Source organism: Streptococcus sp. HMSC076C09 (assembly GCF_001837905.1).
Lineage (GTDB): Bacteria > Bacillota > Bacilli > Lactobacillales > Streptococcaceae > Streptococcus > Streptococcus parasanguinis_I.
Genome location: NZ_KV834648.1, coordinates 70,411 through 83,576 on the forward strand (window position 1 = coordinate 70,411; position 13,166 = coordinate 83,576).

Sequence of the window (13,166 nt, forward strand, 5' to 3'; positions counted from 1 at the left end):
CTCCGATCTTTTTAAGTTCCACTCCAAGAACGTTTAAATTTTTTGATAATAGAATTACCTATTTCATACGATAAAAATCAATCACTAAACCAGCTGGGCCTTCAACTAGCAGGCTTTCGGTTCCCCAATCGGTTACAACTGGACCGTTTAAAACTTGGATACCAAGCTCTTTCAACCGTTTGTAGTTCTGGTCTACATCCTCAACCTCGATATGAAGAATGATTCCTGACTGAAAGTTTTCCAAAGGAACCAAATGATTTTGAGACAACATGAGACAGTGACTGCCAATCGTGAACTGAGCAAAACTGTCGTCAACATAATCGGCTTTTTTATCCAAAATATGCTCCAAGTCAGCACAGACCTGGGGAATATTTGAAACGATGATATCTAACTGATTTAAATTCATTTACTATCCTCCATAAAAAGACCGGATTGCTCCGATCTTTTAAGTTTCTCTCTAAGAAAATCAATGCATAAAATCTACAATGTTTACTTTTGATTTTCGACGAGAGGAATTATTTGATTACGCGTGATTGCAACCCTTCTTCTTCCAAGAAGAGACGGAATGGTACAAGCTCTTCAGCTTCGTATTTTTCCTTGAAGGCTTTGATTGCTTCTTCTGAGTGTTGTTTTGGATCCAACTCAAGTACTTCTACTGGAAGTGGACGGTGTTGTGTGATGCGGGCATCGATCACAACTGTCTTACCTTCTTTGTTCAATTTAACAGCTTCTGCAACGACTGCATCGATATCTTCGATACGGTTTACAGTGAATCCTACAGCACCTTGCGCTTCAGCGATTTTCGCATAGTCAGCATTAGGGAAGTCACAACCAAACAAGTGTTTGTTTGTGTCTTCGTATTTGTCCTTGATGAAGGCATATTTACCATTTGAGAAGACAACGTTGATAACTGGAAGGTCGTATTGAACGTTTGTGATAACGTCTGGGTAGCACATGTTGAATGCACCGTCACCCATGATGTTCCATACTTGGCGATCTGGATTGTCTTTCTTAGCAGCGATACCACCAGGAAGGGCAATACCCATTGTCGCAAAGAGTGGAGATGTACGCCACATGTTCTTAGGTGTCATGTGAAGGTGACGAGTAGATGTTTGAGTAGTATCACCTACGTCGATTGAGTAGATAGCGTCTTGATCAGCATGTTTGTTGATTGCATTGTAAACTTGATACAATTGCAATTCACCCTCAGTTTTACCTTCGAGTTTGTTCATGTAATCGCGCCAGTTTTGGTTGTTCTTCACGTTTGCACGCCACCATGGAGTAGACTCAACTGGGTTTACTTTATCAAGGATAGCTTTAGCTGCTTGACCTGCATCACCAAGGATTGAAGCGTCAAGGGCGTGACGTTTACCAAGTTTGTAAGGGTCGATATCCACTTGGATGAATTTTTCAGTGTTTTTGAATGCTTCGTAAACTTCAGCAAATGGGAAGTTTGAACCAAGGAAAAGAACTGTGTCTGCTTCAAAGACCACTTCGTTAGCTGGTTTCCAACCAACACGGTAAGCAGAACCTGTCAAACCTTCGTAGTTCCATTCGAACGCTTCGAAGTTTTTACCAGTTGTGATGATTGGTGCTTTGATTTTACGTGACAATTCAGTGATTACTTCACCAGCTTTAACACCACCGTAACCAGCGTAGATAACTGGACGTTCAGCGTTGTTCAAAATTTCAACAGCTTTGTCGATTTCAACTTCGTTCAAAGCAGGAGCGATGAATGAACGCTCGTATGAACCTGAACCGTAGTATGAGTTTTCGTCGATTTCTTGGAAACCAAAGTTTACTGGAATTTCAACGACAGCTGGACCTTTTTTAGAAACGGCAGCACGGCAAGCTTCATCAATCACTTTTGGCAATTGCTCTGCGTAAGCTACACGTTTGTTGTAAACAGCGATACCATTGTACATTGGGTTTTGGTTAAGCTCTTGGAAGGCATCCATGTTCAATTCGTTAACTGGACGTGATCCAAGGATAGCAAGGAATGGAGTGTTATCCATAGCTGCATCGTAAACACCGTTGATCAAGTGAGTTGCACCAGGTCCACCTGAACCAACTGCAACACCGATAGAACCGCCAAATTTAGCTTGCATAACCGCTGCAAGAGCACCTGTTTCTTCGTGGCGAACTTGCAAGAATCGGATATCTTTGTCTTCAGCCAAAGCGTCCATCAATGAGCTGAGTGTTCCTGATGGGATCCCGTAGATGGTATCTACGCCCCATGTTTTCAATACGTTAAGCATTGCTGCAGATGCAGTAATTTTCCCTTGAGTCATTCTAACTCTCCTTTAAATCTATTTTGATCCTTTAAAAATGTAGCATAGCGCTTCTACTTCATCTTTGCGATCAGGTTTCGTTTTGAAAATGAGTTTTTTCTGACATTTCTCATGAAAACGATTTACAAAACGATTACAGTATTAATTTATCACAAAGAGATGCACATGTATAAGAATCTGCTCAGAGATGCTCAATCCCTATTACATAACAGATGCTCTTTTTTGAGAAAATTTCACAAACTATAGTAGAATAGGATATTTTATTATAATTTACATGCACCTCTAAGACTTGTAGCTGTAGGAAATCGAACAAAAAGTGATACAAAATTCTGTATCACTTTTTGTTCCCATTAATCAATTTTCGCAACATTGAGAAGCAGCGAGCTAGTCAAAACAGACAAAGAACTAAGGGCCATAGCAAGACCTGCTAGTTCTGGATTGAGGGTCAATCCCAGTCCTACAAAGACTCCAGCAGCAATTGGAATCCCAAGGATATTGTAGATAGAGGCCCAGAAGAGATTGAGTAAGATCCTGCGGAAGGTCTTTTGACTCATGTCAAAGGCGCGCACAACGCCAAGCAAATCATTTTGCGTGAGCACGATGCCACCGGACTCGATCGCAATATCCGTTCCAGATCCCATAGCGATCCCCACATCCGCGATCGAGAGAGCTGGAGCATCATTGATCCCATCTCCAACAAAGGCGACCTTGCTAGTTTCTTGCAGTTTTTGGATGGCGCTAGCTTTTTCTTGAGGAAGGACATCAGCAATGACGGTGTCAATTCCCACTTGCTTAGCAATAGCTTGGGCCACCCGTTCATTATCCCCCGTTAACATGACCGTTTTCAAGCCCCGTTCTTTGAGCTTTTTGATCGCTTCTTTTGAGCTGGCCTTCGGAGCATCTTGAATGGCAATCAAGCCAATCACTTGCCCATCCACAGACAAACTGATCACTGTTTTGGCCTGCTCTTGCAACTCTACCATCCGTTTTTCAAGCTCCGGATCCATCGCTGTCCCGTCATGAAGTTTGCCATTTCCCAAGGTCACCAACTGCTGGTCGATCTGACCTTGGACCCCTTTTCCTTCAATCGCTTGGAAGTTTTCCACAGGGGATAACACCAAACCTTTTTCTTCTGCTTGGGATAACACCGCTTGGGCTAGTGGATGTTCTGAAAAAGTTTCAAGACTAGCAGCCAGTGTCAAGACACGCGCTTCATCTCCTACAACATCGGTTACAAGTGGTTGGCCAATGGTAATAGTCCCTGTCTTATCAAACACAACGGTTTGAATCTTTTGCACTTCTTGAAGAACTGTTCCATTTTTAATCAGAACCCCCATCTTGGCACTACGGCCGGTTCCGACCATGAGGGCTGTTGGGGTTGCTAAACCAAGGGCACAAGGACAGGCAATAATGAGGACAGAGACTGCATAGAGCATGGCCTCTTGAAGCGACGCGCCCAGAAGCACGGACCAAACCCAGAAAGTCGCAATGGCCAAAATCGTCACCACTGGAACAAAGATACCTGAAATCTTATCCGTCAAATCTTGAATGGGAGCACGACTGGATTGGGCCATTTTGACAAAGTCCACAATTTGAGATAAGAGGGTCTCACTACCGACTTTTTCAGCCTTAAAGAGAATGGTCCCATTGCTGTTGATAGTGGAGCCGATAACTGCATCACCAACTGATTTTTCCACAGGCAAGCTTTCACCTGTCACCATCGACTCATCAATGGTCGTACTTCCTTCTACAATCGTCCCATCAACCGCAATCTTTTCCCCAGGACGGACCCGAATCAAGTCATCAATTTGGATATCTTCTGCCGCCACCTCGACATAGTTCCCATCACGGAGAACTTGAGCCGTTTTTGCCTGCAAATCCAACAACTTTTCCACAGCCTCGGAGGCATTGTTACGCATCCGTTCCTCAAAGACTTGTCCTAAGAGGATAAAGAAGATGATAAAACCCGCAGCCTCAAAGTATACTGGCTGACCAGTAAAAAGGGCAAATACACTATAGACATAGGCTACCAGGGTTCCAAGAGCTACCAAGGTATCCATATTGGAATGGTGCTTCTTAAATGAGGCCCAGGCACTCTTGATAAAAGGAACTCCTGCTACCAACATGATCGGTGTTGTCGCTAGAAAAGTCCCCCAGTGACTGACTGAATGGGATACAAATCCTGCCATCATCCCGATCATCAAGATCAATAAAGGAAGAGTAAAGATACTAGTAATCCAAAAGCGACCCAGTAAACCTAAGACACGACGGCGTTTTTCCACAACCGTGTAGGAACCCTTTTGCATCTTCATTCCACATGAAAACTCGAAGTCCCCTGTTTCTGTCGGGGTAAAGGATATCACCTTATCCACACCGACTTCCAAAGGCTCTAAAATCCCCTGATCTTCAAACAAAATTTCCTTGTAACAGCCGGAAGGATTGACCCGATGGAAGGTGATTTCAGCAGGGATCCCTTTTTGAAGTTGAAATTCTTTGGGACTATAGCCCTTTTCTGCTGTAATACGGATCTTTTGCACTCCGTTTTCCACAACTGCTTTTTGTTTTTCTGCCATACCTACTCCTTTATTCCACAATCATTTGACCATGCATCATGTTCATTCCACATGAATACCCATATTCGCCCGCTTTTTCTGGCGTAATTTCAATGACATGTTTTTCACCTAAAGGCAAATCTTCATGAACGCCAAAATCTGGAAAGATCACTTGAGCCAGACATGAAGATGGATCCTTGCGATTAAAGATGATCCGGGCTGGAACATTTTTTTTCAGGACAATGGTTTCAGGCGAATAGCCCCCCATGACTTCGACTTCAATTTCTTGATAACCTGATTTCTGACGAGCGTGGCCGCTTACCTTTTCATGCTCTGCAAAGAACCACCAAGCAATAAAAGCAACCAAAAGTAAACAAACAATACTAATTAACAATCCAAACATGGAATTTCCTTCTTTCTATTACATACAATTGCAGCGGACTGTTGCGACAGCCTCTGCTTTCTTTTCTTCCAGGACCTGCTGCAGCTGATTAAGATCTGCAAGCGTAAAGTCACTCTCCTGAATCAAGTTTTCAAGCACCTGGACAATTCTTTTTGAGCAAACCTTGTCTTTCACCTCCTCAACCACCAAGTCTAAACTCTGGTCCTGCTTCAACAAAGCCGAGTAGACAAAGGCTTTGCCAGATTTTTCTCTGGTCAGACAGCCCTTTTCAACCAAGCGCGTCAAGAGGGTCTTGATGGTCGACTTGGACCAGTCAAAGCGCTCGGACAAGACGGCGATCAAATCCCTGCTGGTCTGCTTGCCTTCCATCCAGATAATTTTCATGATGCGCCATTCCGCATTGGAAATTTGCATGGCTTCTCCTTTCTAAATCTACATTTGTAAATCTTATGATGCTATTTTACTCCTAAGATTTACATTTGTCAACCAAAAGATTTTAAAAAAAACAAATCTTCCTTTGAAGATTTGTCTGATTGAGCTTTTTGATATATCATTCGTATCTCTTCTACATGGAATTTAAATGTCTTTTCCTAAAAAGTATGATAAGATAGAACCTAAAATGAATTGTAGAGGAGGAACGTATTATGGATAAAGTTCAAATTAAGTCCAGTCCAATAGAAGCTCAGGCTGCTATTGGTGAATTACTTGGTTTAGATGTATCTCAGAAAGACAACAAACAAGTAGAGTTTAGTTATTCTTCTGGTATTACAGGGATGGAAAATGGTAAGGAAGTGACCAATCAAATGCTTGAAGCAGTTGGAAAGTTTAGCGAAGCTGTTTTAATTCAGGCCAATAAATTTCCTCAAATTGCTGAAACAATGGAAAAAAGAGATATTGAGCAGGCTCAACGTTGGAGGAGTTAAGTCTAGTGAAACAAGACATTAATGAAAAAGAGAGAGATAGACTATTTCACCAAATAGTTCAACTCGAACATGAAGAAGATGAACTTCGTAATTTGAAAAAACGTCGTGAACAATCTTTGGAGAATTTTATAGAGCAATTTAGAAACATTTCTATTAATGCAGAACAAAGATTATCAGTAAATCTACAAAACCAAAGATTCATCCAAGAAACGAGAGAGCTAGAACTGAAAGTTGAACAATATGGGAATAATCAGCTTGACGGCTTTGATTATGAAGCAAAGAAATTATTAAAAGATATAGACATGAAAAAAGAAAAGTTAATACATGAAAGGAATAGTCTACCATGGGAATAAAGTATAGTTCTTCAGAGTCAAGTTCATTGATTGAGGCAATGAATAGTAATATTGAGATTGCAAATGAAATAACAGATAGACTCTCTAGTGGTAGTGATCATTTAATTTCTGTCCTTGAATCAGGTAAATTACAGGGTGCAGCATACACTGCAGGGAAAAATCTATTTTCAGAGATCATCATTCCATCAATAAAAAAACTTCAATCAGCTATAGATGACATTCAGACAGAGTTGTCCTCATATAAGAGTGCAGATGCCGTCATTTCAGGATTTGGCGAGTTAGATTTAGATGATTTGAAAACTCAGAAAGAAACAAGAGAAAAACAGTTAGCAGAAGTAAAGACACAGATAAGGGAAAACGAAAAACTTCGGAGTATAATAGGTGCTTTAGGAACTGGAAATTTGGGAAATCATATCTCAAAAAATAATGCCTTACATGAGTTGGAATACCAATTACAGATGGGGATTGACGAACTGAAAGACAAAATTGAGAAGTTAGAATGGTTTGTGTTGCAGGTTTCTCAATATTTCAGTGATAGCCTACAAGTTTTATCCTTAGCAATCCAGGGAGCCACACAGCTAAGTAAGATTATTGTCGATAATAATGGTAACTATTATGTAGACGGTGTAGACATGACTTGGTTTGATAAAATGAAGAATACTACACTTAAGAATCATGACTTAAATCCAATTGATAAGAGTTTATCTTTTTCAGAAGGACGATTTATAAATACTCTACAAGTTGCTTATGGTTTTAATGAGACTGAATCAAAAATAATATATGATTTGTATGAAAAATTAAGAAATAAATATGGAGCAAAAAAAGCCAACATAGAATTTATTCGGTTAATGGCTGAAATCTCCTATTCAGGAATTTCATGGTATTATACTGCAGGATTACCATCACAAAAAGCAGAAGAACACTTTGTAAAAGAGATGAATAACCTTGGTTTTAAAGATCCTAAAATTGATTTAATAAAAAAAGCGTTAGTGAATCAACATAAGTATTCGGGATTAGTTGCAATAAAGGAAAGTGATTCAAAAGAAATTGTTGAAGAAAAACTAAACATAGCAGCAGATGCAATATTTGGTATAAGTAGTTTTAACGAATTAGATACTCAACAAAAAGAACAACTGGAAGAAATGTTAGATAGATTTGGTGGTAAAGCCGATTATACTCATCAAAATGCGGTTATTTCCACTTATTTTAATGAATCTCCAATGGAAGAAGTAGCAGATACTATATTCGGAATATTAAATGAGAGAGCAGGTTATCTTGGTGATGTGGCAGGTGCTAACGGAGCTCCTCCAAGTATGGGAAATGACGATTATAAAGCTGATCTTGATGCAGTGAATATTTATTATAGAATAAAAAACAACAGAGATTACGTTGAAACTGTAAGTGAATATTATGATGAGGTAGAGTCGCAGACTAAATCAAGAGCACGCGAATTTGTTGTTAATTTAGGAAATGGGAATTATGATGAAGGAATTTTACATTTACAAGATAAATGGTTAACACTTGAGTCAAAAATTAAAGAAAATCCAGAAGTATATGAACATTGGGGAAGAGATCCAATGTATACTTTTAATCGTTTCTTATTAAGTATTATTCATGATAAAAATGATCTTATTGAGGAGAAGTAAATGAAAAATAAAAACAAATTTATCTTTTGTTCACTCGTTTTGCTTGTTTATTTTTTATTGTTCATTTTGAAGCCGATCTACCAATATATTTCATTTTCTAAGATGGATGTGAACAGCAGTATGGTTCAATGGATTCAAGATAAAAGTGATCAGGATTGGCATGCTCTTGATGAGCATATTCATTTAGTAACATCGAAAGAAAATGGACATAACATCGGCCTTATCTATGTGGTGGACGACTATAGTCAAATTGAAAGTAAGATTTCCCCTGAGAATAAGGCGGTATCCATCAGTTATAATAATCGATTACAAGGAGACAAGCGTGTTGAAATTAGTTGGTTGAATGGAGAGAAACGGCTTCGTCATGCTGGGAGATATTTGAAATTAGCAGCTGAGAATCAAGCTGTGATTGAAAGTAGCACAGGTTCTTCAGTGACCGTTTGGGAACAACGTTCGGAGAAAGCTAAAAAGCGATTATATGCAGTTGTAGAACAAATGAAAAAAACTGTTCTAGAACATTTGTTCCATCAAATAGTGTTCTGTTCGCTAGCTGTAATTCTCTTTCTTTTAGGTTGGAGAATTTATGGTGCTTTCGGAAAACGTGGAGATTCGCAATCACCAATGTAGAGGATAAGCCAGCCCACTTTAAAGCGCGAGTGGTGGATCGGTAAACTTGAAAAAACTGTAAATTGACAGAAGAATGGATGCGTGTGAGAAGAAGGATGAAAAAAAGACTACTACTTATTTCAATTTTTATAGCCTTGTGTTTATCTTTTGGTGGTTTTCAGTACTATAAGCATCAGCGAATACATAATATTTTTGATGAAATATATTATGAGAAGAGTGATTACCAGAATATTGAATTTTTATGGCGTAAAAGTGTGTTTAATAATTTAAATGATATCCATATTACGGATAATGATTCAAAAGATGTTTATAAACATAGTGTTGAATACACAGCATCATCCTTGCCTAGAAACATTGGGAAATTAGGTTATCAATTTTATTTTTCGAATTATAGAGCACCTGAAGTTTTTATTTTTATGAGAATAAAACTCCCTGAGACAAAAAATACAATAAATGTAAGTTATACATATAGTGTAACAAATCATGACCACCCGTCAAACGGGTGGTTTGTACCAGGGCTATAAGCCCAGATAACTAGCCAGCGCCTAAAGACGCTGGCTTTCACTTTGTTCAAGCCTTATTGCATTTGACTCGTCACAAGCCTCTCAAAGAGGCATATGTACTACTTGCCACTATCCCTAAAGGGATCTTCATATTCCTTAACACTCAACTTATCTAAAGCAATATCTTTTCGCTCTTGTTCCTGAATGTATTTCTTTATTGTGGCTTCATTGAGGCCAACTGTACTCACATAATATCCCTCTGCCCAAAAATGTCGATTCCCAAACTTATATTTCAGATTGGCGTGTTTATCGAACATCATTAGTGCACTTTTACCTTTTAAATATCCCATGAAACTTGCAACACTTATTCTAGGTGGAATGCTTACCAACATATGTACATGATCTGGCATTAAATGGCCTTCGATAATCTCAACACCTTTATAACTACATAATCTATGGAATATTTCTCCCAAACTACTTCGATATTGATTATAGATCACTTTTCGTCTATACTTAGGGGTGAACACAATGTGATATTTACACATCCATTTTGTGTGTGATAAACTATGTGCTTTTTGAGCCATATTTTTCTCCTTTCGCTTTACAATTGGCTTGAACACCTTAATTGTATCGCGTTTGGAGTTTTTTTGGTATAACCTTCGATGCGCACCCGCATAGCGGGTGGTTTTTTTGTCTCGCACCTAACGGAGCGAGACGGACTGAAAGTCACATAATAAAAAAATAGAACGCTATATGTGGTATCAGGATGAGAATAGCGTGAGATATTATCAACAGTCTCAAGTGGAAGCCTTTCTGGCAGAGCATGGAAAGACTATTGAAGGCATTCGCAAGGAAGAAGATGATGTCCTCCGCAATAAAGTCCTGAAAGATTGGACTTCCATCTACTCTAGTCGCTTCAGCCCAAAGAATTGGGGGGATGTGACCGTCAAGGATATTTGGAGAGATGATTTATCTAAAAACTAGAAAATAAGTTATTTCTTTCATAACAGAAAAAGCGAGCTTTGTCATGAAGCCCGCTTATTTGTATGTATAAAAAATTGGGTGAACTCTAATTATTTACAAGCCAAAAACCATGTAAATCATGGCTTTTACTGTTAACGCTAGTTGCCTGCTACAGACGTTTTCTCTATAACGTCTCCTGCAGAGCTTGGGCTAGAACTCGGTAACCAGCCACACTTAAATGGAGGCCATCCGTCGTATAGGCTTCTGCCAACTGCCCCTTTTCATCCAATAAAGACGAATACACATCAATATAGCTGACCTGGTGGTAGGCCTGGGCCAATTCGCGATAGGCCTGGTTGAGGGCCTGAATTTTTTCATTGGTCCGCACATAGACCTTTTGTTTGTAGCGCTCATCTCGACTCACCGGTAGAACCGAGATCAGGTTGATGTGGGTCAGCGGAAAGTCCCGCATAATTGCTTGTAAGACCGCTTCTACATTGTCTAAGGTTTCCTTTTGAGGAATTTCTTTTCCGATATCATTGGTCCCGATCAAGAGAAAGATCTGATCCACCGCCGTTCCAAAGACATGGGCGTCTAGATGCTCACGAAGGAGATCCGTCTTATAGCCTCGCACTCCTCGATTGACCATGTGTTTGGGACTTTGTAATAGTTCATGAATGGGAAAATACTCTACGATGGAGTCTCCGATAAAGATCAAACCAGGCTCCTTCAGAGGGGCTTGATTGAGTTCCCGATAGGTTGTTATGATTTTCTCCTGCTCCTTTAAGAGCCAGTCTTCTAACAGTTGTACCGCCATCTATTTCTCTCCCTTCACTTGTTCCCAGGGGGTCAATCCTAGATACTCTTCGATCACCTGGTAGACACCACCTTCTTGATGGCTCGGTGCTAGGTGTTTGGCAACAGCTTTGACAGCTTCTTCTGCATTGGCTACAGCATAGGAGTGACCTGCCATTTCAAGCATTTCGATGTCGTTTCCACTATCACCAAAGGCCATGACCTGGCTGGCGTTAAGCTGCCACATCTCCATTAATTGAGCCAGTCCCCAAGCCTTGTGAATGCCAGCTTGTAAGAGATCCATGCTGCCAAAACCGCTCGAAACCGCCATCAGCTGATCTCCAAAAGCTTGTTGGACTTCCTGGCTCACTTGATCAAGACGATCCAAGCCTACCACCAAGCTCATTTTAAGCACCTGATCAAATAGATCTGCTGTCAATTCCGGAACAAACTTCATCCGCTTGTACAAGGCTTCAATCACTTCTGGCTGCATGAATTTCTCAACTTCTGTAAAGACCGTTCCTTCCTTGACAAAGCCACCATTGACAGCTGACACAACCAGCTGGTCTGAAATTTCCCGCCCCTTAAAATAAGCAAGAACCGCCTCTACTAGTTCTCGATCCCAGAATTTTCCTAGAATCATCTGGTCATCCTCAAAAATCCGAGCTCCGTTGGCGACGACTAGAGTCACCCGTTTGACCAAAGGACCCAAGAGCTGGCGCATGCGATGGATTTCATTTCCCGTCGCAATGACAAAGCGAATCCCTTTTTGATCCAAGTGGTCCAATAGCCTTTCCAGGCGCGGAAGATCTACCTCTCCTCGCTCATCTAATAAGGTTCCATCCATATCTGTTGCAATCAACTTAATCATACAATCTAACCTTTTCCCTTTCAAAGGGTGTAAATTATCTGGTTCCATTATACCACAGATCAAGCCAGTCAAAACCACCCGTGAAAACAGGTGGCTTCCTCTTGGGTTGAAGGTTCCTACTGATGGCCAGGGGATCTTATGAATATAAGCCCTTTTCCACACTTTCCTGAATTAACTCTTCTGTCAGTTTCCATAATTCTTCCGATTCACTTTTTATGAACTTTTTCTTTTCTAATACCATCTCTGAACGGATATGATCGGGATTATAATCGACTTCTGACACTTCCAAGTGATTGATCAGTGGTACCAATGCGTCAATCACTCTTGCATATCTTGCCTCAGGACTCTGCTCTTTTTCAAACTCCAACCACGAATTTTTCATACTCACATATGTTACTTCTGGAAGGAAGCTCATTGTTTTTTCTATAGATGTGAGCTCTCTATCATGAGCATGAAGCTTTTTTTCATCATCAAACACCCAAGTATCTCCAGCATAAATCTCACCTAAATCATGGATCAGTAACAGAAACATGACCTTTTCCATATTCAATTTTTCAGGATAATAATCCTGAAGAACCATCGCAGCGATCGCACCCTGCCAAGAATGCTCGGCACTATTTTCAAACCGTCCATCAAGGGTTCTATTAAACCTTGTTACTGACTTTAATTTCTCGATTTCTTTAATAAATTCAACTGTCTGATTCAAATCACTCATGGCGACTCCAACCTCCCTATTCGAAATTACGACTATCATACCAAAAATCAGGTTTTCCATAAATGAATTCCCGTATTTGCAAAAAGAAAATACCCCCCTTTTTCGGAGCACCTTCATTTTTCTAACAAGACTACAAAGGCAAGCAAAAAAGCTAACCTATTCTTACCGGTTAGCTTTAGAATGAGATAAACTATTTTAAAGTAAAATAAGTTAATCGATTCTAAAAGTAAGTAAAAATGAGTTCCTATTTTTAGAATGAATCAAGAAAATACAAAAACTTTCCGCTTTGAGAAAAGTGCCTGAAACAATACGTTTCAGGCACTCGGAATTATTGAGAGTAAAACAGTTTGGGAAACTGTTTTAGCCTGAGCCCAGAAATTAAAGAGCGAAGGGGCTCAATACAAATTGAACAAGGGCTGCGGATTGTGTCAAAAAGATAAGTTCTCCTAGAATCGAAAGATTCTGCGTCAAACTTCCTATTTTGACTTTATCCGCAGACGCCCTCTGTATCTTAATTTAGTCAT

At 39.9% G+C, this 13,166-nt stretch carries 14 protein-coding genes and 1 pseudogene; 6 read left to right on the top strand and 9 right to left on the bottom strand.

The features are described from left to right. Positions 1 to 58 precede the first annotated feature (58 nt). The 5 genes from HMPREF2704_RS08160 to HMPREF2704_RS08180 form a co-directional block, all read right to left on the bottom strand. Positions 59 to 406, bottom strand: coding sequence for a VOC family protein (locus HMPREF2704_RS08160; RefSeq protein WP_003008740.1), 348 nt, complete (start codon positions 404 to 406; stop codon positions 59 to 61). 109 nt (positions 407 to 515) lie between these two features. Further along, a complete protein-coding gene (gene spxB, locus HMPREF2704_RS08165; RefSeq protein WP_070846209.1) occupies positions 516 to 2,291 on the bottom strand; it encodes a pyruvate oxidase in 1,776 nt (591 codons plus the stop codon). A 350-nt stretch (positions 2,292 to 2,641) separates the two neighbouring features. Then, complete coding sequence (locus HMPREF2704_RS08170) at positions 2,642 to 4,864, bottom strand: heavy metal translocating P-type ATPase (RefSeq protein WP_070846211.1); 2,223 nt, start codon at positions 4,862 to 4,864, stop codon at positions 2,642 to 2,644. 10 nt (positions 4,865 to 4,874) lie between these two features. Next, positions 4,875 to 5,246: a cupredoxin domain-containing protein gene (locus HMPREF2704_RS08175; RefSeq protein ID WP_024056338.1), complete on the bottom strand. Its 372-nt coding sequence runs from the start codon at positions 5,244 to 5,246 to the stop codon at positions 4,875 to 4,877. Between the two features lie 18 nt (positions 5,247 to 5,264). Next, the gene (locus tag HMPREF2704_RS08180) at positions 5,265 to 5,660 is read right to left on the bottom strand and encodes a CopY/TcrY family copper transport repressor (protein ID WP_024056337.1); all 396 of its coding nucleotides are present in this window, start codon (positions 5,658 to 5,660) and stop codon (positions 5,265 to 5,267) included. Positions 5,661 to 5,890: 230 nt separating this feature from the next. Between HMPREF2704_RS08180 and HMPREF2704_RS08185 the strand changes: the two genes are divergently transcribed. The 5 genes from HMPREF2704_RS08185 (at position 5,891) to HMPREF2704_RS08205 (ending at position 9,319) form a co-directional block, all read left to right on the top strand. Next, the gene (locus HMPREF2704_RS08185) at positions 5,891 to 6,169 is read left to right on the top strand and encodes a hypothetical protein (protein WP_003008749.1); all 279 of its coding nucleotides are present in this window, start codon (positions 5,891 to 5,893) and stop codon (positions 6,167 to 6,169) included. A 5-nt stretch (positions 6,170 to 6,174) separates the two neighbouring features. Next, entirely contained in the window at positions 6,175 to 6,522 is a 348-nt protein-coding gene (locus tag HMPREF2704_RS08190) for a cingulin (protein WP_256318690.1), read from the top strand. Then, positions 6,513 to 8,168 (top strand): LXG domain-containing protein, encoded by a 1,656-nt coding sequence (locus HMPREF2704_RS08195; RefSeq protein ID WP_070846214.1) that lies wholly within the window; start codon positions 6,513 to 6,515, stop codon positions 8,166 to 8,168. Before HMPREF2704_RS08190 ends, HMPREF2704_RS08195 begins: the two co-directional genes overlap by 10 nt. After that, positions 8,169 to 8,795, top strand: a complete 627-nt coding sequence (locus HMPREF2704_RS08200; protein WP_049474136.1) for a hypothetical protein — start codon at positions 8,169 to 8,171, stop codon at positions 8,793 to 8,795. It abuts the gene before it with no gap. A gap of 95 nt (positions 8,796 to 8,890) precedes the next feature. Beyond that, a complete protein-coding gene (locus tag HMPREF2704_RS08205) occupies positions 8,891 to 9,319 on the top strand; it encodes a TipC family immunity protein (protein WP_256318696.1) in 429 nt (142 codons plus the stop codon). A 98-nt stretch (positions 9,320 to 9,417) separates the two neighbouring features. On the opposite strand, the gene tnpA is transcribed toward HMPREF2704_RS08205, so the two are convergent. Continuing rightward, positions 9,418 to 9,882 carry an IS200/IS605 family transposase gene (gene tnpA, locus HMPREF2704_RS08210; RefSeq protein WP_037616840.1) on the bottom strand — a complete coding sequence of 155 codons (465 nt, stop codon included), beginning with the start codon at positions 9,880 to 9,882 and terminating at the stop codon, positions 9,418 to 9,420. A 151-nt stretch (positions 9,883 to 10,033) separates the two neighbouring features. On the opposite strand from tnpA, the pseudogene HMPREF2704_RS08215 reads away from it, so the two are divergent. Continuing rightward, a pseudogene (locus tag HMPREF2704_RS08215) lies at positions 10,034 to 10,282 on the top strand (TipC family immunity protein); the annotation flags it as partial. A 163-nt stretch (positions 10,283 to 10,445) separates the two neighbouring features. On the opposite strand, the gene HMPREF2704_RS08220 reads toward HMPREF2704_RS08215, so the two are convergent. From HMPREF2704_RS08220 to HMPREF2704_RS08230, 3 genes are all read right to left on the bottom strand, one after another. Continuing rightward, positions 10,446 to 11,078, bottom strand: coding sequence for an SGNH/GDSL hydrolase family protein (locus tag HMPREF2704_RS08220; RefSeq protein ID WP_003008759.1), 633 nt, complete (start codon positions 11,076 to 11,078; stop codon positions 10,446 to 10,448). Beyond that, positions 11,079 to 11,927: an HAD family hydrolase gene (locus tag HMPREF2704_RS08225; protein WP_049523127.1), complete on the bottom strand. Its 849-nt coding sequence runs from the start codon at positions 11,925 to 11,927 to the stop codon at positions 11,079 to 11,081. Between the two features lie 136 nt (positions 11,928 to 12,063). Beyond that, the gene (locus tag HMPREF2704_RS08230; protein WP_070846260.1) at positions 12,064 to 12,642 is read right to left on the bottom strand and encodes an HD domain-containing protein; all 579 of its coding nucleotides are present in this window, start codon (positions 12,640 to 12,642) and stop codon (positions 12,064 to 12,066) included. Between the last annotated feature and the right edge of the window lie 524 nt (positions 12,643 to 13,166).

Bases quoted from the DNA above. Each gene is read 5' to 3' on its own strand.
- HMPREF2704_RS08160 (WP_003008740.1), bottom strand. From the start codon at position 406: ATGAATTTAAATCAGTTAGATATCATCGTTTCAAATATTCCCCAGGTC.
- spxB (WP_070846209.1), bottom strand. From the start codon at position 2,291: ATGACTCAAGGGAAAATTACTGCATCTGCAGCAATGCTTAACGTATTG.
- HMPREF2704_RS08170 (WP_070846211.1), bottom strand. From the start codon at position 4,864: ATGGCAGAAAAACAAAAAGCAGTTGTGGAAAACGGAGTGCAAAAGATC.
- HMPREF2704_RS08175 (WP_024056338.1), bottom strand. From the start codon at position 5,246: ATGTTTGGATTGTTAATTAGTATTGTTTGTTTACTTTTGGTTGCTTTT.
- HMPREF2704_RS08180 (WP_024056337.1), bottom strand. From the start codon at position 5,660: ATGCAAATTTCCAATGCGGAATGGCGCATCATGAAAATTATCTGGATG.
- HMPREF2704_RS08185 (WP_003008749.1), top strand. From the start codon at position 5,891: ATGGATAAAGTTCAAATTAAGTCCAGTCCAATAGAAGCTCAGGCTGCT.
- HMPREF2704_RS08195 (WP_070846214.1), top strand. From the start codon at position 6,513: ATGGGAATAAAGTATAGTTCTTCAGAGTCAAGTTCATTGATTGAGGCA.
- HMPREF2704_RS08200 (WP_049474136.1), top strand. From the start codon at position 8,169: ATGAAAAATAAAAACAAATTTATCTTTTGTTCACTCGTTTTGCTTGTT.
- HMPREF2704_RS08205 (WP_256318696.1), top strand. From the start codon at position 8,891: ATGAAAAAAAGACTACTACTTATTTCAATTTTTATAGCCTTGTGTTTA.
- tnpA (WP_037616840.1), bottom strand. From the start codon at position 9,882: ATGGCTCAAAAAGCACATAGTTTATCACACACAAAATGGATGTGTAAA.
- HMPREF2704_RS08220 (WP_003008759.1), bottom strand. From the start codon at position 11,078: ATGGCGGTACAACTGTTAGAAGACTGGCTCTTAAAGGAGCAGGAGAAA.
- HMPREF2704_RS08225 (WP_049523127.1), bottom strand. From the start codon at position 11,927: ATGATTAAGTTGATTGCAACAGATATGGATGGAACCTTATTAGATGAG.
- HMPREF2704_RS08230 (WP_070846260.1), bottom strand. From the start codon at position 12,642: ATGAGTGATTTGAATCAGACAGTTGAATTTATTAAAGAAATCGAGAAA.